This window comes from Streptomyces sp. NPDC048434 (genome assembly GCF_043200375.1).
GTDB lineage: Bacteria > Actinomycetota > Actinomycetes > Streptomycetales > Streptomycetaceae > Streptomyces.
In genome coordinates this window covers 33,432-49,753 of the sequence record NZ_JBICXQ010000035.1, presented here as the reverse complement: position 1 = coordinate 49,753, position 16,322 = coordinate 33,432, and the positions used below count along the sequence as shown (strand labels likewise).

Sequence of the window (16,322 nt, the reverse complement as noted above, 5' to 3'; positions counted from 1 at the left end):
GGTCCGTCAGCCCGCGTCCGCCGCCCCGTATCCGCCGCCGCCCGGTGTACGCAGCACCAGCACATCGTCCACGCCGACGTCCGCCGTGTCGCAGCCCGCCAGCTCCTCACACGAACCGTCCGCCCGCTCGACGGAGTTGGCGCCCAGCGCACCCGGGGCGCCGCCCGCCATGCCGTACGGCGCGATTCTGCGGTGGTTGGTCAGCAGGGCGACGGTCATCGGCTCCAGGAAGCGCAGCCGGCGCTCGACGCCGCAGCCGCCGTGCCAGCGCCCCGTGCCGCCGCTGCCGGAGCGGATCGCGAAGCTGTCGACGCGGACGGGGTAGCGCCACTCCAGCACTTCGGGGTCGGTCAGCCGGGAGTTGGTCATATGGGTCTGCACGGCGTCCGCGCCGTCGAAGCCGTCGCCGGCGCCCGAGCCGCTGGCGACGGTCTCGTAATACTGCACCCGGTCGTTTCCGAAGGTGAGGTTGTTCATCGTGCCCGAGCCCTCGGCCTGGACACCGAGCGCGGCGTAGAGCGCACCGGTGACCGCCTGGGAGGTCTCCACATTGCCCGCGACGGTGGCGGCCGGAAAGACGGGGGCGAGCATCGAGCCCTCCGGGATGCGGACCTCCACGGGCTTGAGACAGCCGCTGTTGAGCGGGATGTCGTCGGCGACCAGGGTGCGGAAGACGTACAGGACGGCCGCCATCACCACCGAGCTGGGCGCATTGGCGTTGCCGGGTTGCTGGGGCGAGGTGCCGGCGAAGTCCAGTACGGCGCTGCGGGCGGCGCGGTCGACGGTCAGCGCGACCCTGATCTCCGCCCCGCTGTCGGTCTCGTAGCGGCAACTGCCGTCCGATAGCCGCGCGATGATCCGCCGCACCGATTCCTCGGCGTTGTCCTGGACGTGCCCCATATAGGCCTGGACGACGTCCATCCCGAACTGCTCGGTCATCCGCCGGAGTTCCTGGATTCCCTTCTCGTTGGCGGCGATCTGGGCGCGCAGATCGGCGAGGTTGGCGTCCGGTGCGCGGGACGGGTAGGGCCCGGCGGCGAGCAGTTCGCGGGTCGCGCGCTCGCGCAGCTCGCCGTCGCGCACCAGCAGCCAGTTGTCGAAGAGGATGCCCTCCTCCTGGATGGTGCTGCTGAAGGCGGGCATCGAGCCCGGGGTGATGCCGCCGATCTCGGCGTGGTGGCCGCGGGAGGCCACCAGAAACAGCAGCTCGCTCCCGTCGGTGTCGAAGACGGGGGTGACGACGGTGACGTCGGGGAGGTGGGTTCCCCCGTGGTACGGGTCGTTGATCGCATACACATCGCCCGGCCGCATCTCGCCGCTACGGCGCCGTAGCACCTCCTTGATGGACTCCCCCATCGAGCCAAGGTGCACGGGAATGTGCGGGGCGTTGGCGATCAGATTGCCGTCGGCGTCGAAGAGGGCACAGGAGAAGTCGAGGCGCTCCTTGATGTTGACGGAGTGTGCGGTGTTCTCCAGCCGGAGGCCCATCTGCTCGGCGATGGCCATGAAGAGGCTGTTGAAGACCTCCAGCATCACCGGGTCGGCCTCGGTGCCGACCGCGACCCGGTCGGTGCGCGGCCGGGCCCGGGTCAGCAGGAGGTGCCCGCCCTCACCCATGGCCGCCTGCCAGTCCGGGTCGAGGACCGTGGTCGCGTCCTCCTCGGCGATGACGGCCGGGCCGGTGAGGGTGTCGCCGGGGCGCAGGTCCGTACGGCGGTAGAGGCCGGTGTCCTGCCAGCCGCCTCCGGCATACATCCGTACCGTGGCGGCAGGCGCCAGCTCCCCTTCTCTGCCGCCGGACTGCGGCTCGTAGCCGCCCGCGCCGCCGGCCGCGCCCAGCGCCTCGACCGACACCGCCTCGGCCACCAGCGGTTTGTCCATGGTGAAGGCGTAGCGCTCGCGGTGTGCCCGGACGAATTCCGCGGTCATGGTGTCGGCGTCGGCCAGCGGGACGCCGATGGTGGAGTCGGTCCCGGCGTAGCGGATCAGTACCCGGGCGCGGGTGGTGACCGACGCGTCCGGCACCCCGTCGTCGAGGAGTTCGCGCCGGGTCTGTCCGGCGAGGCCGTCGCACACCTCGCGCAGCCGGCCGAGGGCCGCGGGGTCGGTGAACTCCGCCTCGACGGCCTGCTCGCGCATCGCGGTGGCGTCGGCGACGCCAATGCCGTACGCGGAGAGCACCCCGGCCAGCGGCGGGACGAGCACGGTGTTGATGCCCAGCGCGTCGGCGACCGCGCAGGCGTGCTGGCCGCCGGCGCCGCCGAAGCTGGTGAGGGCGTAGCGGGTGATGTCGTGACCGCGCTGGACGGAGATCTTCTTGACGGCATGGGCCATGTTCAGCACCGCGATGTCGAGGAAGCCGGCCGCGACCTCCTCGGGGCCGCGGTCGTCCCCGGTCTCGGCGGCGGTCCGCGCGGCCAGCTCCGCGAAGCGGGTGCGGACCACCTCGGCATCCAGCGGCCGGTCGCCGTCCGGCCCGAACACCGCCGGGAAGTGGGCGGGCTGGATGCGGCCGAGCATCACATTGGCGTCGGTGACGGTGAGCGGTCCGCCGCGCCGGTAGCAGGCCGGTCCCGGGTCCGCGCCGGCCGAGTCGGGGCCGACCCGGTAGCGGCGGCCGTCGAAGTGCAGTACGGAACCGCCGCCGGCCGCGACGGTGTGGATGTTCATCATGGGGGCGCGCATCCGTACGCCCGCGACCTCGTTGCCGAAGACCCGCTCGAACTCACCGGCGTAGTGCGACACATCGGTGGAGGTGCCGCCCATGTCGAAGCCGATCACCCGGTCGTGGCCGCCGCCCGCCTCGGCGGCCGTACGGACCATGCCGACGACGCCACCCGCGGGACCGGACAGCACCGCGTCCTTGCCGCGGAAGTGTGCGGCCTGCCGCAGTCCGCCGTTGGACTGCATGAACATCAGCCGGATACCGGGGAGCTGGGCCGCGATCTCGTCGACGTACCGGCCCAGGATCGGGGAGAGATAGGCGTCGACGACGGTGGTGTCGCCGCGCGGCACCAGCTTCATCAGGGGGCTGACCTCGTACGAGCAGCTGACCTGGGAGAACCCGGCCTGCCTGGCGAGCTCGGCGACGGCCCGTTCGTGGTCGGCGTGGCGGTAGCCGTGCAGCAGGACGACGGCGGCGCTGCGCAGGCCGTCCGCGCGGGCCCGGATCAGCGCCCGGCGGACCTCGTCGACGTCCAGCGGCCGGACGAGTTCGCCGCGGGCGCCGATCCGCTCCGGTACCTCGATCACCCGGTCGTAGAGCGCCTCGGGCAGCACGATCCGCCGGTCGAAGATCCGCGGCCGGTTCTGGTAGGCGATGCGCAGCGCGTCCCGGAACCCTGCGGTGGTCAGCAGGACGGTCGGCTCGCCCTTGCGCTCCAACAGGGCGTTGGTGGCGACGGTGGTGCCCATCTTGACGACGGAGACCCGCTCGGCGGGCACCGGTTCGTCCGGGCCCAGCCCCAGCATCATCCGGATGCCGGCCACCGCGGCGTCCCGATAGCGCTCCGGGCGGTGCGAGAGCAGCTTGCCGGTGACCAGCCGTCCGTCCGGTCTCCGGCCGACGACGTCCGTGAATGTGCCACCGCGGTCGATCCAGAACTCCCAGCGTCCGGTCATCCTGCCATTGTCGCAGCGCCCTTCACCGTCGCGGCGGCTTTCCTCGCCAGGGCGCCGTCCGGCTCGGTCAGGGCGGCGAGCGCGGCCCGCGTGGCGTGGTCGGCCGCGGCGTCCAGCAACCGTCCGGAACCCACCAGTCCGTGGCGGCACTCCTGGAGCGCCAGGCCGAGCAGGCCGGGCAGCAGATCCGTGCACCGGTCGGCGACCCAGCGGGTGCCGCGGGTCGCCATCCACCGGGCGGATCCGGCACGGGTCGGCGGCGGGCCGTCGAGGGTGAGCGCGGGCGGCGGTCCGACGGGCAGGCCGGCGGCGGCCAGCGTCGTGTGGAAGCCCCGGGCCAGCAGCCGGTGGCCGCGCTCGCTGGGGTGCAGCCGGTCCACGCTCCAGGAGGCGCGTTCGGCGACCCAGGGGTGCTCGGCGAGGTGCAGATGAACGCCCTGGTACCGCGCGGACACCGCATGGACGACGGTGTTCACGGCGCGCATCCGGCGGGCCAGCGGACGGGCCAGCGGCGCGGGCAGCCCCAGCATCCGGCCCGGATCGGGCAGACATGCCGTCAGCACCACGGCCCCGTCGGCGCTCAGTGCGCCGTGCGCCCGGTCCAGCGCGGCCGCGACCCGCTCGATGGTGAAGGCCGCGCGCAGGGTGTCGTTCGCCCCGATGACCAAAGAGGCGAAGCGCGGCCCGAGCTCGCGCGCCGCGGGCAGCTGCCGCTCGGCCAGCTCCGCCGCCAGCGCCCCGCTCCGTGCCAGGTTGACCAGCTCCACGCCGCCCGGCCGCTCGCCCAGCGCCCCGGCGAGCAGGGCCGCCCAGCCGCGCCAGCCGCCGCCCGGTACGGGGTCACCGAGCCCCTCGGTCAGCGAATCGCCGAGCGCGACAAAGCGGGCCGGGCAGCGGCCGCCGCCCGCAGTCCGCCCCGGTATCACCGCCCCCTCGGCACGCACCGTCACCACCCGCCCCGCGGGCCGGCCGGGGACGGCGAGAACGGGGCGGCGACCGGCCTGCCGAGCGGTGCGGACGCGTCGTGCGCCGCCAGGAAGGCCTCGACGGCGGGCTGCCAGCCGTAGCCCTCGGCACGGCGGCGGGCCGCGGCGCGCCGGGCGGGCTCGGGCCGGGCCAGGACCCGCTGGACCGCATCGGCGAACGAGGGCCCGTCGTCGAGCGCCGTATCACCCCCGCTGCCGACCAGCCCCGCCAGCGCCGACGCCGCACTGGCGACGACCGGCGTGCCGCAGGCGAGCGCCTCCAGGGCGGCCAGCCCGAACGTCTCGGCCGGGCCGGGCGCCAGCGCGACATCGGCAGCGGCCTGCAGCGCGACGAGCCGGGACCGGTCCGCGAGATGCCCGAGGAACGCCACGGGCAGCCGCTCGGTCCGCGCCCGGGCCTCCAGGCGTGCCCGCAGCGGCCCGTCACCGGCCACCACCAGCGTCGCGTCGACCCCGCGCCGCCGCAGCTCCGCCAGCGCGTCCAGCGCCCGCCCCGGCCGCTTCTCCTGCGACAGCCGGGAGCAGAGCAGCAGCAGAACCTCCGCCCGGCCCGCCCAGCGCCGCCGCAGCGCCGCGCTGTGGCAGTCCGGATGCCAGACGGCGAGGTCGACACCGAGCGGAGCGCGCACCACATTGCGCACACCGGCCCGGGTGAACTCCGCCGCCGCCCATTCGGTGGTGCACACGACCCGGCTGTAGGCGTGCGCCGTACGGCGGTTGAGCCGGTCGGCGGCGGCGCGGGCCAGCGGCCGGGGCACACCCCAGGTGCGCAGCACCCCGTCCACGCTCTCGTGCGAGACCATCACCGCGGGGATCCGTGCCCGGCGCGCCCACTCCCCCGTCCAGCGCAGCGTCGTCCGGTCGGAGACCTCCAGCCGGTCGGGGGCCAGCGAGTGCAGCAGCCGTTGGAGCCGGGCGCGGTCGGTCAGCATGCGGTAGCCGCCGCTGCCCGGCAGCTCCGGCCCCGGCAAGGTGATCACCCGCCCCTGCGCGGTGACTTCGTCGCGCAGGCCGGCCGTCCCGTCCGCCCCTGGCGGTCCGGGCACGATGAGCACCGGCTCGTGCCCGGCGGCCCGGTAGCCCGCGCCGAGTGCGCGCAGCGCGGTGCGCAGTCCGCCGGAGGCCGGAGTGACGAAGTTGGCGATCCGGACGATCCGCAGCCCCGCCCCGGGGGCGCGTCGCGCGTTCATGCCGCCACCGCCGTCCGGTCGCTGAGCACGGCCTCGTAGTGGCCCAGGAGCTGGTCGCCGACCGCCTCCCACGTACGGTCCGCGACGGCCCTGCGGGCCGCGGCGCCGTACCGGGCGCGCAGCTCGGCGCTGCCCGCGAGCAGGCGCACCGCGTCCCCGAACGCGCCGCCGTCGCCCGGTGTCACCAGCAGCCCCGTACGGCCGTGGTCGACCAGGTCGAGCGGACCGCCCGCCCGCGGCGCGACCACCGGCACACCGGAGGCCATCGCCTCCTGCACGGTCTGGCAGAAGGTCTCATACGGCCCGGTATGGACGAAGACGTCCAACGAGGCGTAGAGCCGGGCGAGTTCGTCACCCGTACGGCGGCCGAGGAAGCGGACCCCGGGCAGTGCGCTGCGCAGTCCGGCGGCGCTGGGGCCGTCGCCGATGACGACGGTGCGTACGCCCGGCAGCCGCGAGGTCTCGGCCAGCAGCCGGACGTCCTTCTCCGGTGCGAGCCGTCCCACGTATCCCACCAGTAGCTCCCGCCCCGCGGTCAACGAGCTGCGCAGCACCGCGTCGCGCCGCCCGGGATGGAACCGTTCGGAGTCGACGCCGCGCGGCCACAGATGGACCCGTGGCACCCCGTGCTCGGTCAGATCCAGCAGCGCCGCGCTGGAGGGCGCCAGGGTGCGGTCGGCGGCGGCGTGCACCGCCCGGATGCGCCGCCAGGCCGTGGCCGCACCACCGCCGAGGTAGGTGCGGGCGTAGCGGCCCAGATCGGTCTGGTAGACGGCGATCGCGGGCACCTGGCGGCGGGCGGCGGCCGCCATCCCCCGGGCGCCGAGCACAAACGGGCTGGCGAGGTGGACCAGATCGGGGCGGTGCCCGTCGAGCGCCGCGGACAGCCGGCGCCCGGGGAGCGCGATCCGCACCTGCGGATAGCCGGGCAGCGGCATCGAGGGCACCCGGACGACGGGGCAGGGACTCTCGTGCGTACCGGCGGCCGGCGACGCGCCTCCGAGCGGTGCGACAACGAGGGGATCGTGGCCGCGCCGGACGAGGTGCCGGGCGGTTTCCAGGGCGCAGTGGGAGACGCCGTTGACATCGGGCGGGAAGGATTCGGTGACGAGGACGACACGCATACCGCTGTTCTCGGCGCGCCGTGCGTGGAGGGGGCCAAGGGGATCTTTCCAGCCGGAGAACGTCCCATGAGCGTTCCCCTGCGTACGACGGATGGCGCCCCCGCACACGGCGTGTCCGGGCGGCCGGGCCACCCCGGTGCCAGGCTTGGGAGCGGACCGGGCGCCGGACCGGCAGGCGGCGCCGCACCGGAGCGGATGACGAGGAGAGCCCTGTGACGGCTGGCGACGCGGAGACCGGTGAACCGTCGGACGGCATCCCGCCGCGGATCGGCGCCCCGGCGCGCCGGGCTCTGGAGCGGGAGGGTTATCTGCGGCTGTCACAGTTGACGGCGGTCAGCGAGGCCGAACTGCGGCAGCTGCACGGGATGGGGCCCAAGGCGCTGGGCATTCTGCGGGATGCGCTGGCGGCTCAGGGAATGTCGTTCGCCGGGGAATGAGACGGAGCGGCCGGGGCGAGACCGGGGCGTCGGGCCTGGCAGGAGCGTCGGGCGGTCCGGGGCATCGGGCCGGTCCGGGGTGTCGGGCCGGTCCGAGGCATCGGGCCGGTCCGGGGCATCGGGCGCCGACCCGCCGGACAGCGGAAGCCCCTCAGGGCGCCCCCGTGAACCGGCGGCCCTGACCGCGTCCCGGCCTCACACCGCCGAGGCGTCCGGCCCGAACCTGCTGCGCACGGCCGTCTGTACCTCGGCCTCCTCGGCCGGATCGGCGGCGAGCCGGCGCAGCTGCTCGACGACCCGGTCGTCGCCGGTGGCGGCGTGCCGGGCGGCCAGTTCCCGGGTGGTCTCCTCGCAGTCCCACAGGCACTCGACGGCGAAGCCGGCCGCGAAACCGGGGTCGGTGGCGGCGAGCGCACCGGCGGCCCGGCCGCGGAGGTGGGAGGAGGACGTCTCGCGATAGATGTGCCGCAGGACGGGGGCGGCGCAGCCGACGCCGAGGCGTCCGGTGCCGTCGACCAGCTCCCACAGGCCGTCCGCGTCCGGCCCCTCCTCGCGGACGGTCCGGCGCAGCGCGGCCAGCACCGGTTCGGCGTCCCGCCGCCCGCCGCGGCGGGCCAGCATGCCGGCGGCGGACGCGCCCAGCCGGTCCGCGCGCGGCGCCCAGACCCTGGCCCGCGCGACGGCCGCCACACTGCGCATACGTGCGAAGGCGGCGAGCGCGGCGGCGGCGAGCTGCTCGGAGGAGAAGGGGTCGATGACCGCGTCCTCGATCAGATCGAGGGCGTCCGGATCGCCGCGCTCGGCGAGGTGGTGCAGTACGGCGGCGCGGGCCGCGTCCGGTGCGCTGCGCGCGGCGCGCAGCAGCTCGGGGCGGTCCTCGGGGCCGGCGACGGCGGCCAGGCAGCGGGCGGCGGCGATGTGCCGGTGCTCCTCGGCCGCCTGCTCCAGGCCCTGCTCGGCCCACTGAAGCACCTCGGTCACGCTCCAGCCGGGGCGCGGACCGCGGGGCCGCAGCTGTCGCTGCCAGCGGTCGAAGGAGCCCTGTTCCCCGGCGGCGGACAGTCGCGTGCCGTACCGGGGGTCCTCGGCCCACAGGCGCCAGGGCCGGGGCTCGAAGGCGTCGCGGACGGCGACGGCCAGCTCGGCCTCGCCCTCCTCGGTCTCCGGGAAGCGGGCGAGGACGGCGGGGGCGAGGGTCATCAGCCCGGCGTCGTCGTCACGCAGCGCAAGCTCGTCCAGGGCCCAGCGCCAGTTGCCGCCGTTCGCGGCGTAGCTGCGCAGCAGCAGACGGGCGGCGTCCCTGCCGTAGGCGGCGAGGTGGCCGAGGACCGCGAGGGCGAGGCCGGTGCGCTCCTCGCCGGTGTCGACGAGGTCGTCGGGGTGGAAGAGGTGGCGTTCGATCTCCTCGAGTCCGCCGTCGAGCTGCATGTAGAGGCGCGCGTAGTAGAGCGAGCGGTTCTCGACCTGCCAGTCGCGGCGGGGATCGCGCAGCACACTGTCGTTGAGTGCCGCGAGCGCCTCGGCCCGCGGCGCCGCGAGGGCATGCAGGGTCCCGTCGCCGCGGCCTCGCTGCAGGAGGCCGAGCAGGGTGCCACTGGGCGCTATGTCTGGATCGAACATGAGGTCAGCATCCGGTGCGGGGGACAGGCTGGCAACGGGATTTCCGCTGACCGGCATTCTTGCCGGTGACCGCGGGCCGTAAGCCTCGTTCCCACCATGGATCGGGGGGAAGCGCCTGCTGTACGGCGGCCGAAGCCTAGCTTGGAACCTGTCATTCCGCCGATTCGCCCCGGGATTGCCCCGGATAGCCGGGGGCATATGCCAGATGCACCACCGTATCGGGTAGTGCCAAATCCCTTACGGACGGTCGCCGCCTGTGCAACAGTCGTTACCGGCCCTTCAGCCCGGCGCCGCCTGATCACGGAGTACGTCATGCCGTCCCCTCTCTTCGCGGATCACCCAGCCGACCGGCCCCCCGAGCGCGACACGGTCGAGTCCCTCATCACGCAGGCCCGCCGCCTGCGCGGTGACCTCGATGCGGTGCGCAGGGAGTCCGCGGTGGACACCGGCCTCACCGCCGACCCGCAGCTGCGCTGGCAGCGGGCGCTGTGCGATCTCGCCGTGCATCACCTCGATGACCTCGGCGGGCATCTCGACCAGCTGAGAGAGGGCCTGCCCACCGACAGTGAGGACGAGCAGGCGCCGGAGGCCGAACTGCCGCCGGCTCCGCCGGAGCCCGCCGCCCACGAGCGCGGCTCGCTGCTGCGCCGGGTGGGCAGCGCCGAGTGGAATCTGCTCACCGACGAGGTCAGCTGGTCCGACGAGCTGTTCGCGATGTTCGGCAGGGCACCGTCCGACGGCCCGCTCACCCTCGACGAACTGCCGTCCCTGGTCCACCCCGACGACCAGGAGGGGCTGGCCACGATGGTCACCGACTGCCTGGTGGACGGCCGCCCGATCGACGGCGAATTCCGCATCGTGCGCCCGGACGCAAGTCTGCGCACGGTGCACATGGTGGGCGAGCCGGTGCTCGACGCCGATGGCAGTACCGCCTGCATGTGGGCCGTGCTGCGGGACGTCAGCGAGCTGCGCCGGAGCCAGCAGGCGGTACGCGAGACCCGTGACTCGCTGCACCGTGAGCGGCATATCGCGCAGACCGAGCACCGGCTTGCGGTCGAGCTGCAGGAAGCCGTGCTCCCCCCGTGGCGCGGCTCCCTGCGGTTCCCGCAAGGCGGCCCGGTCGCCCTCGACCTCGCCGGGCGCTATCTGCCGTCCGGCACTCGCGCCCTGATCGGCGGCGGCTGGTTCGACGCACTGCAACTCCCGGACGGGACCACGCTGTTGAGCGTCGGCGATCTCACCGGGCACGGCGCCACCGCCACGTCCGGGATGGCGATGGTGCTCGGCGCGCTGCGCGGTATGGCGGTCGCCGGACACCGGCCGGGACCCCTGATGTGCCTCCTCAACCAACTGCTGGACACCGCCGCCCAACCGGCGCTGGGCAGCGCGGTGTGTGGCCGGTTCGACCCCGCTGCACGGACCCTGGAGTGGGCCCAGGCCGGGCACCCCGCACCGCTGCTGTTCCGCGGCGGCACGGGGCGCGCGCTGGACCCGCCCCAGGGAGTCCTGCTCGGGGCGACCTCGGGTGCGGCCTACACCCAGCACACCGAGCAACTGGAGCCCGGTGACCTGCTCGTCCTGCACACCGATGGGCTCGTCCCCCGCCGTACGCCTCGCGCGCACGCCCCCCACGAGGGCACCGAGCGGCTCCTCGCCCTGGCACCGCGGTTCGCCGCGGCCCGCAGTGCGCAGGACAGCGTCCGCATCGTCGTCGAGGAGTTCGGCAGCGCCGAGCGCGAGGACGACGCCTGTGTACTGGTCGCCAGGGTGGGCGACTGACACACGCCGCGGCAGCCGAGGGCGGACCGGCGCATCCCGAGCCGGCCGCCCCGAAGGAGTCAGCGGGCACACCGTCGGTTGACGGGTGAGGCAGCGGAGCCGCGCAGGACGCCGCCCCTAGGAGTGACGCACCGTCACGCTCCCCGGATCTCCCCGCCTCAGGCCGAGAAGTTCTGCCCGAGTCCCGATCCGATGCCGGGGCCGAGACCCGAGGCCTTGGCCTTGGCCTTGGGCTTCGCCTTCGGCAGGACATGCTGGATCTCCTCGCGCAGGTCCTGGATCTTGGCGTAGCTCGCATACTGCCCCGTGAGCCGGAACATTTCGCGGAGCCGGTCCCAGGTGCGGTGCGAGGAGTTCTCCCCGATGGACACCAGCGCCAACCGGGCGTAGCGGTCGGCCTGTTCGGGGTCGTTTCCGATGAAGCAGGCCGATGCCATCGAGATGTAGTCGAAGATCTGCGACCGCTGGCGGCCGTTCTCCCGCAACTTCAGCGCCCGCTTGGCGTGATGCTGGGCGATCCTGGCGGCTGACGGATCGTGATCGGCGAGGGTACGGAACGCCAGCGCCTGCATGCCGTGCAGATCCGCCTCGTCGAACATCTGCATCCAGCTGGGCGGCGGCACATCGCCCTTGTCCGAGACGAAGAGGTCCTCCGCCTCGCCCAAGGTGCGGCGCATTGCCTGGCCGTGGCCCTTGGACGCCTGCGCCCAGGCCTCGATGGTGTGCAGCATGGCGCGGGTGCGCGGCAGGGTTTCCTCGCCGGAGCCGGACTTGGCCAGCTTCATCAGATCCAGCGCATCGTCGGGGCGGCCCAGATGCACCATCTGGCGGGCGGCACGGGAGAGTGCCTCGCCCGCGCGCGGTCGGTCGCCGCCCTCGCGCGCCGCATGGGCGGCGATGATGAAGTACTTCTGGGCGGTGGGCTCCAGGCCCACGTCATGGGACATCCAGCCGGCCAGCACCGCCAGATTGGCGGCCACCCCCCACAGCCTGCGCTGCAGATGATCGGGGTGGCGGTAGGCGAGCATGCCGCCCACTTCGTTGAGCTGGCCCACCACGGCCTTGCGCTGCAGCCCGCCCCCGCGGGCCGCGTCCCAAGCGCGGAACACCTCGACCGAGCGCTCCAGCGCGTCGATCTCCTGCGACCCCACGGGGGCCGCCTCGTAGCGGTCGAGGCCGATCTGGTCGAGTTCGTCGAAGGAGTCGGAGGCGAACATGGTGTCGTGGCGTGGGGCGCCGGCCGGGGCCGGGTCGGTGTGCAGCCAGTCGTACATGGCGCCGGTGAGTGCGGAGCCCGCGGCGAGCGCAGCGCCCGCACCCACCAAGCCGCGTCGGTTGAGCATGAGGTCCATTCCCGTGAATTCCGTGAGGACCGCAGCGGTCCGTTCGGGAGCCCACGGCAGACCGTCCATGGCCTGCCGCTTCCCCGAGCGGCCGGTTCTTGCGAACCCGAGGTCCTCGATGGTTACGACACGGCCGAGGCGCTCGGTGAACAGGGAAGCCAGAACCTTGGGCACCGGATCGCGCGGAGTCTCCCCCATGTCGATCCAGCGCCGCACTCGCGAGGTGTCGGTCGCCAGCTGCGGATGCCCCATGGCCGCCGCGTGCCGGTTGACCAGTCTCGCCAGCTCTCCTTTGGACCAGCCGGCCAGACCGAAAAGGTCCGCGAGACGGGTGTTCGGCTGCCTGTCCACGTCAAGCCCCCAGGTTCCTCGACTGAGTTGACAGTAACGGCCGCTGACATGGGCTGTGGGCATTCGCCAGGGTTCGCCAGGGTGCGCCAGATGGTCTGCCACCCGCAGCCGAGTGTTCTGTAGACATGCCGCCCCCGGCCTGGTGGCGGGACCGCATTCCCCAGGGTGCGCGCCCTTCACAGGGACCCTGGATCGGCCTCCTGCACGGGGCCCGTTCACGGGTTCCCACCACCGGGCCGGGAGCGCACGCAACTCGCCGGCGCACGAAGGGATCTGTTTCACCCATGTATGCAGCATCGTCCGCCGTGACCGCCCCCACCCGGCCGTACCGCCCGCACGCCTCCGGAAGCGGGCCGTATCTCGACCCCGCCCCTTCCGCCGGAGCGGTCACCGGTCTCGCCGGCGGCCGTACCCGGCGGATGCAGGGAACGGGCTCCCAACCGCTCAGCGGGAGACTCGACCTGTCCGGCCCCCAGGGCGCCCAGTTGCGCGCCGCCGTCGCCTCGGTGCACCGCATCTGTCCGGAGTTCAACCCGGTACAGGTTCTGCGCCGCAGCAGCAGGTCCGTCCTCCTCGTCGGCACGACGGGCCGTATGACGGCGGTGGCGAAGTGTTTACTGGACCAGTCCCCCGCATGGGCGGACAGGTTCCGGCAGGAAATAAGCGCATACCGCGCATTCGTCCGGCATCGTCCGCCGGTACGGGTGCCGCGTCTGGTGGCTGCCGATCCCGACAACTGCACGCTGGTCGTGGAGCGGATGCCCGGCCGGGTCGCGGCGCTGACCCGGCACCCGTCCGAGGCGCCGCCCCGTGCGGACGTACGGGCCGCGCTCAGCGCGATCTGCCGGATCAATCTCTGGCGTCCGCCGGCCGGGCTGTTCGACGCCCCGCTGGACTATGCGGGCCGGATCGGCCGCTACCACGACCTGGGGCTGCTCACCGACCGGGACCTCGGCGATCTGCAGAAGCTGATGCACGGTCTGTCGCACACCCAGGGCCAGTTCTGCCACGGTGATGCACTGCTGAACAACGTGCTGCTCTCCCCCGCGGGCCCGGTCCTGCTGGACTGGGACAGCGCGGGCTGGTATCTGCCGGGCTACGACCTGGCGACCCTGTGGTCGGTGCTTGGCGACGCGCCGGTGGCCCGCCGGCACATCAGCCAGCTCGCCCAGAACGCGGGACCGGCCTCGCGGGACGCCTTCCTGGTGAATCTGATGCTGGTCCTCACCCGCGAGATCCGACGTTATGAGACCGCGGTCCAACGGACCATGCGCGAACCCACGCCGACGGGGACACCGGGTCCGGGACAACCCGGCGTCCCCGCGGCGGGCGAGGAGCAGCGGCTGCTCCTCCGCCGGCTGCACGACGACTGCCAGATGGCACGTCGTGCGGTACGGGCGGCGGTCGGCACCCGCTGACCGCCGATGGGTGCCGGATATCGCCGGCACCGCAAGGGGGGACTGTGAGCGGCGCGCCCGGGTACGGGGTGCGCCGCTCACCCATGTGCGCCGGTCCGGCCTTCGCTCTTCTCCTCCGGCCGTCCGTCGGTGCGGCCCGCTCCCGCGTCCGGTCATTGGTCCATTCCACTGACGCCCCGCAGGCCGGGCACCCGTCCGGGAAGGCTCCTTGGGAGATGCCCTGACATGCGGAATCCCGATCCGGCACGGTGGTTGACGGACCCTCGGCAAACGTATAGCTCTAAGCCGACGGGGGCTCTAGTCTCGGGTCCCGCCCGTGCGGCCGTTTGCGCACCCACCGTCACACCGCCCCGGCTCGGGCCGGCTCGAGGAGGTTGCTTTGCGAGGATCCGCCCCGGAAGACGACAAGAGATTCCACCGCCCCGCCCTGCGCAGATCCGCCACCGCCGTCGCGGCGGCGGTGCTGCTGCTGCCGCTCTCGGGAGCGCCGTCCGCACATGCCGGCCAGCCCCGGGCGGACGATCTGCAGCGGGCCTTCACCGATGCCGCCGCCCGCTTCCATGTGCCGCGCAGTGTGCTGCTCGGCGTCTCGTATCTGGAGTCCCGCTGGGACACCCACGGCGGCGCGCCCAGCGTCTCCGGGGGCTACGGTCCGATGCATCTGACCGACGCCCGTACGGCCCTGACCCGGGCCCCGGAGTTCAGCGAGGACGACGCGGACGCCCGCGGCGACGGCGCGCGGCCCGCCAAGCAGGTGCCGGCCAAGGCGACGAAGCGGGCCGCGCTGCCCGCCCAACTCCCCGCCCGGCTGCGGACGTTGACGACGGCCGCCACGCTTACCGGCCTCCCGGCCGAGAGGCTGCGCACCGACCCCGCGGCCAATGTGCTCGGCGGGGCGGCGCTGCTCGCCGCGGAGCAGCGCAAGTTGGGGCATACCGCGGGCGGTGACCCGGCGCAGTGGTACGAAGCGGTGGCGCGCTACGGCGGCCAGGACAACATGCGCGGCGGCCGGGCCTTCGCGGACGAGGTCTACGACGTGATGCGCCACGGCCAGACACGTACGACGGACGCGGGGGCGCGGGTCACGCTGGCCGCCACGCCGGAGCTGACCCCCGACGCCGCGCAGCAGAAACGTCTCGGCAAGCCGGCCACGAAGGCATCGGCGCCGCAGGCCGACCGCGCGCTGGAGTGTCCGTGGAACGTCGCCTGCGAGTCGGTCCCGGCGCCGTACGAGGAGTTCGGCGACGGTGACTACGGCAACCACGACAAGGCGGACCGGCCCAAGGACCAGCGGGTCAGCACCATCGTCATCCATGACACCGAGGGGTCCTGGGAGACGACGCTCAAGCTCATCAAGGACCCGACCTATGTGTCCTGGCACTACACCATCCGTTCCTCGGACGGTCTGATCGCCCAGCATGTGCCGACCAAGGATGTCGGCTGGCACGCGGGCAACTGGTACATCAACTCGCACTCCGTCGGCATCGAGCACGAGGGCTTCCTCGCCTCGCCGGACGCCTGGTACACGGAGGCGATGTACCGCACCTCGGCACGGCTGGTGAAGTATCTGAGCCGCAAGTACGACGTACCGCTCGACCGGCAGCACATCCTGGGCCACGACAATGTGCCCGGCACGACCACGGCCACGATCCCCGGTATGCACACCGACCCCGGCCCGTACTGGGACTGGGCGCACTACTTCGCCCTGCTGGGCAAGCCGTTCAAGGCGACCGCGGGCTCGCACGGCGGGCTGGTCACCATCCGCCCCGGCTACGAGCGGAACAAGCCGGTCTACACGGGCTGCCAGAAGCCCGGCGACACCTGCGCGGCACACGGCTCCACGGCGGTCCGGCTGCACACCGCACCGACTAAGAGCGCACCACTGGTCAAGGACGTCGGGCTGCACTCGGACGGCAGCGACTCGACGACCGGGGTGAACGACACCGGTGCCCGCGCCTCGACGGGCCAGCGGTTCGCGGTGGCGGGCCGGTCCGGTGACTGGACGGCGATCTGGTACCTCGGGCAGAAGGCGTGGTTCCGCAATTCGCACCACGCGCCGACGGCGGTACCGGCCAAGGGGCTGATCGCCACGCCGAAGGACGACCGGGAGGAGATCCCGGTCTACGGCCGCGCGTACCCGGAGAAGGAGGCTTACCCGGCCGGGGTGCCCTACCAGGCGGTCTCCCCACTGCCGTACAAGCTTGCCGCCGGCCAGAAGTACGCCGTCGGGGACCGGATGGCGGGCGAGTACTTCTACGCCCCGACCTTCGATGTCTCCAAGCATGCGATCGTGCGCGGCGAGGACGTCTACTACGAGATCCAGCTCGGGCACCGGGTCGGCTATGTGCGGGCGGCCGACGTCGACGTGCGGAACTCGGGTTCCTAGGATCCCGCGCGCACCGATCGGGTGAGCGCGTCGCGCCCGGTGGACGGGGGTACCGTCCACCGGGCGC

Annotated in this window: 10 protein-coding genes; 4 read left to right on the top strand and 6 right to left on the bottom strand. The window is 73.4% G+C overall.

Annotated features, from left to right (window positions below):
* Positions 1 to 6 precede the first annotated feature (6 nt).
* The 4 genes from ACGFWI_RS33100 to ACGFWI_RS33085 are packed head-to-tail and all read right to left on the bottom strand — an operon-like array spanning position 7 to position 6,921.
* Positions 7 to 3,621 carry a hydantoinase B/oxoprolinase family protein gene (locus tag ACGFWI_RS33100; RefSeq protein ID WP_393909740.1) on the bottom strand — a complete coding sequence of 1,205 codons (3,615 nt, stop codon included), beginning with the start codon at positions 3,619 to 3,621 and terminating at the stop codon, positions 7 to 9.
* Positions 3,618 to 4,544, bottom strand: a complete 927-nt coding sequence (locus tag ACGFWI_RS33095; protein WP_393909780.1) for an SGNH/GDSL hydrolase family protein — start codon at positions 4,542 to 4,544, stop codon at positions 3,618 to 3,620. The genes ACGFWI_RS33100 and ACGFWI_RS33095 overlap by 4 nt, the downstream gene beginning before the upstream one ends.
* Before the next feature lie 23 nt (positions 4,545 to 4,567).
* The gene (locus ACGFWI_RS33090) at positions 4,568 to 5,797 is read right to left on the bottom strand and encodes a glycosyltransferase (RefSeq protein WP_393909739.1); all 1,230 of its coding nucleotides are present in this window, start codon (positions 5,795 to 5,797) and stop codon (positions 4,568 to 4,570) included.
* Complete coding sequence (locus ACGFWI_RS33085; protein ID WP_393909738.1) at positions 5,794 to 6,921, bottom strand: glycosyltransferase family 4 protein; 1,128 nt, start codon at positions 6,919 to 6,921, stop codon at positions 5,794 to 5,796. The genes ACGFWI_RS33090 and ACGFWI_RS33085 overlap by 4 nt, the downstream gene beginning before the upstream one ends.
* A 212-nt stretch (positions 6,922 to 7,133) precedes the next feature.
* Between ACGFWI_RS33085 and ACGFWI_RS33080 the strand changes: the two genes are divergently transcribed.
* On the top strand, positions 7,134 to 7,358 hold the full coding sequence (locus ACGFWI_RS33080; protein ID WP_393909737.1) for a DNA-binding protein: 225 nt from the start codon (positions 7,134 to 7,136) through the stop codon (positions 7,356 to 7,358).
* 195 nt (positions 7,359 to 7,553) lie between these two features.
* On the opposite strand, the gene ACGFWI_RS33075 is transcribed toward ACGFWI_RS33080, so the two are convergent.
* Complete coding sequence (locus ACGFWI_RS33075; protein ID WP_393909736.1) at positions 7,554 to 8,978, bottom strand: HEAT repeat domain-containing protein; 1,425 nt, start codon at positions 8,976 to 8,978, stop codon at positions 7,554 to 7,556.
* Between the two features lie 312 nt (positions 8,979 to 9,290).
* Between ACGFWI_RS33075 and ACGFWI_RS33070 the strand changes: the two genes are divergently transcribed.
* The gene (locus ACGFWI_RS33070) at positions 9,291 to 10,757 is read left to right on the top strand and encodes a PP2C family protein-serine/threonine phosphatase (protein ID WP_393909735.1); all 1,467 of its coding nucleotides are present in this window, start codon (positions 9,291 to 9,293) and stop codon (positions 10,755 to 10,757) included.
* A 158-nt stretch (positions 10,758 to 10,915) separates the two neighbouring features.
* Here the strand turns inward: ACGFWI_RS33070 and ACGFWI_RS33065 are convergent, their stop codons facing one another.
* Positions 10,916 to 12,451, bottom strand: coding sequence for a hypothetical protein (locus ACGFWI_RS33065; protein ID WP_393909734.1), 1,536 nt, complete (start codon positions 12,449 to 12,451; stop codon positions 10,916 to 10,918).
* Between the two features lie 284 nt (positions 12,452 to 12,735).
* Here ACGFWI_RS33065 and ACGFWI_RS33060 point away from each other — a divergent pair, with 284 nt between their 5' ends.
* The gene (locus tag ACGFWI_RS33060) at positions 12,736 to 13,869 is read left to right on the top strand and encodes an aminoglycoside phosphotransferase family protein (RefSeq protein ID WP_393909733.1); all 1,134 of its coding nucleotides are present in this window, start codon (positions 12,736 to 12,738) and stop codon (positions 13,867 to 13,869) included.
* Positions 13,870 to 14,248: 379 nt separating this feature from the next.
* Positions 14,249 to 16,255 carry an N-acetylmuramoyl-L-alanine amidase gene (locus ACGFWI_RS33055; protein WP_393909732.1) on the top strand — a complete coding sequence of 669 codons (2,007 nt, stop codon included), beginning with the start codon at positions 14,249 to 14,251 and terminating at the stop codon, positions 16,253 to 16,255.
* Positions 16,256 to 16,322 lie beyond the last annotated feature (67 nt).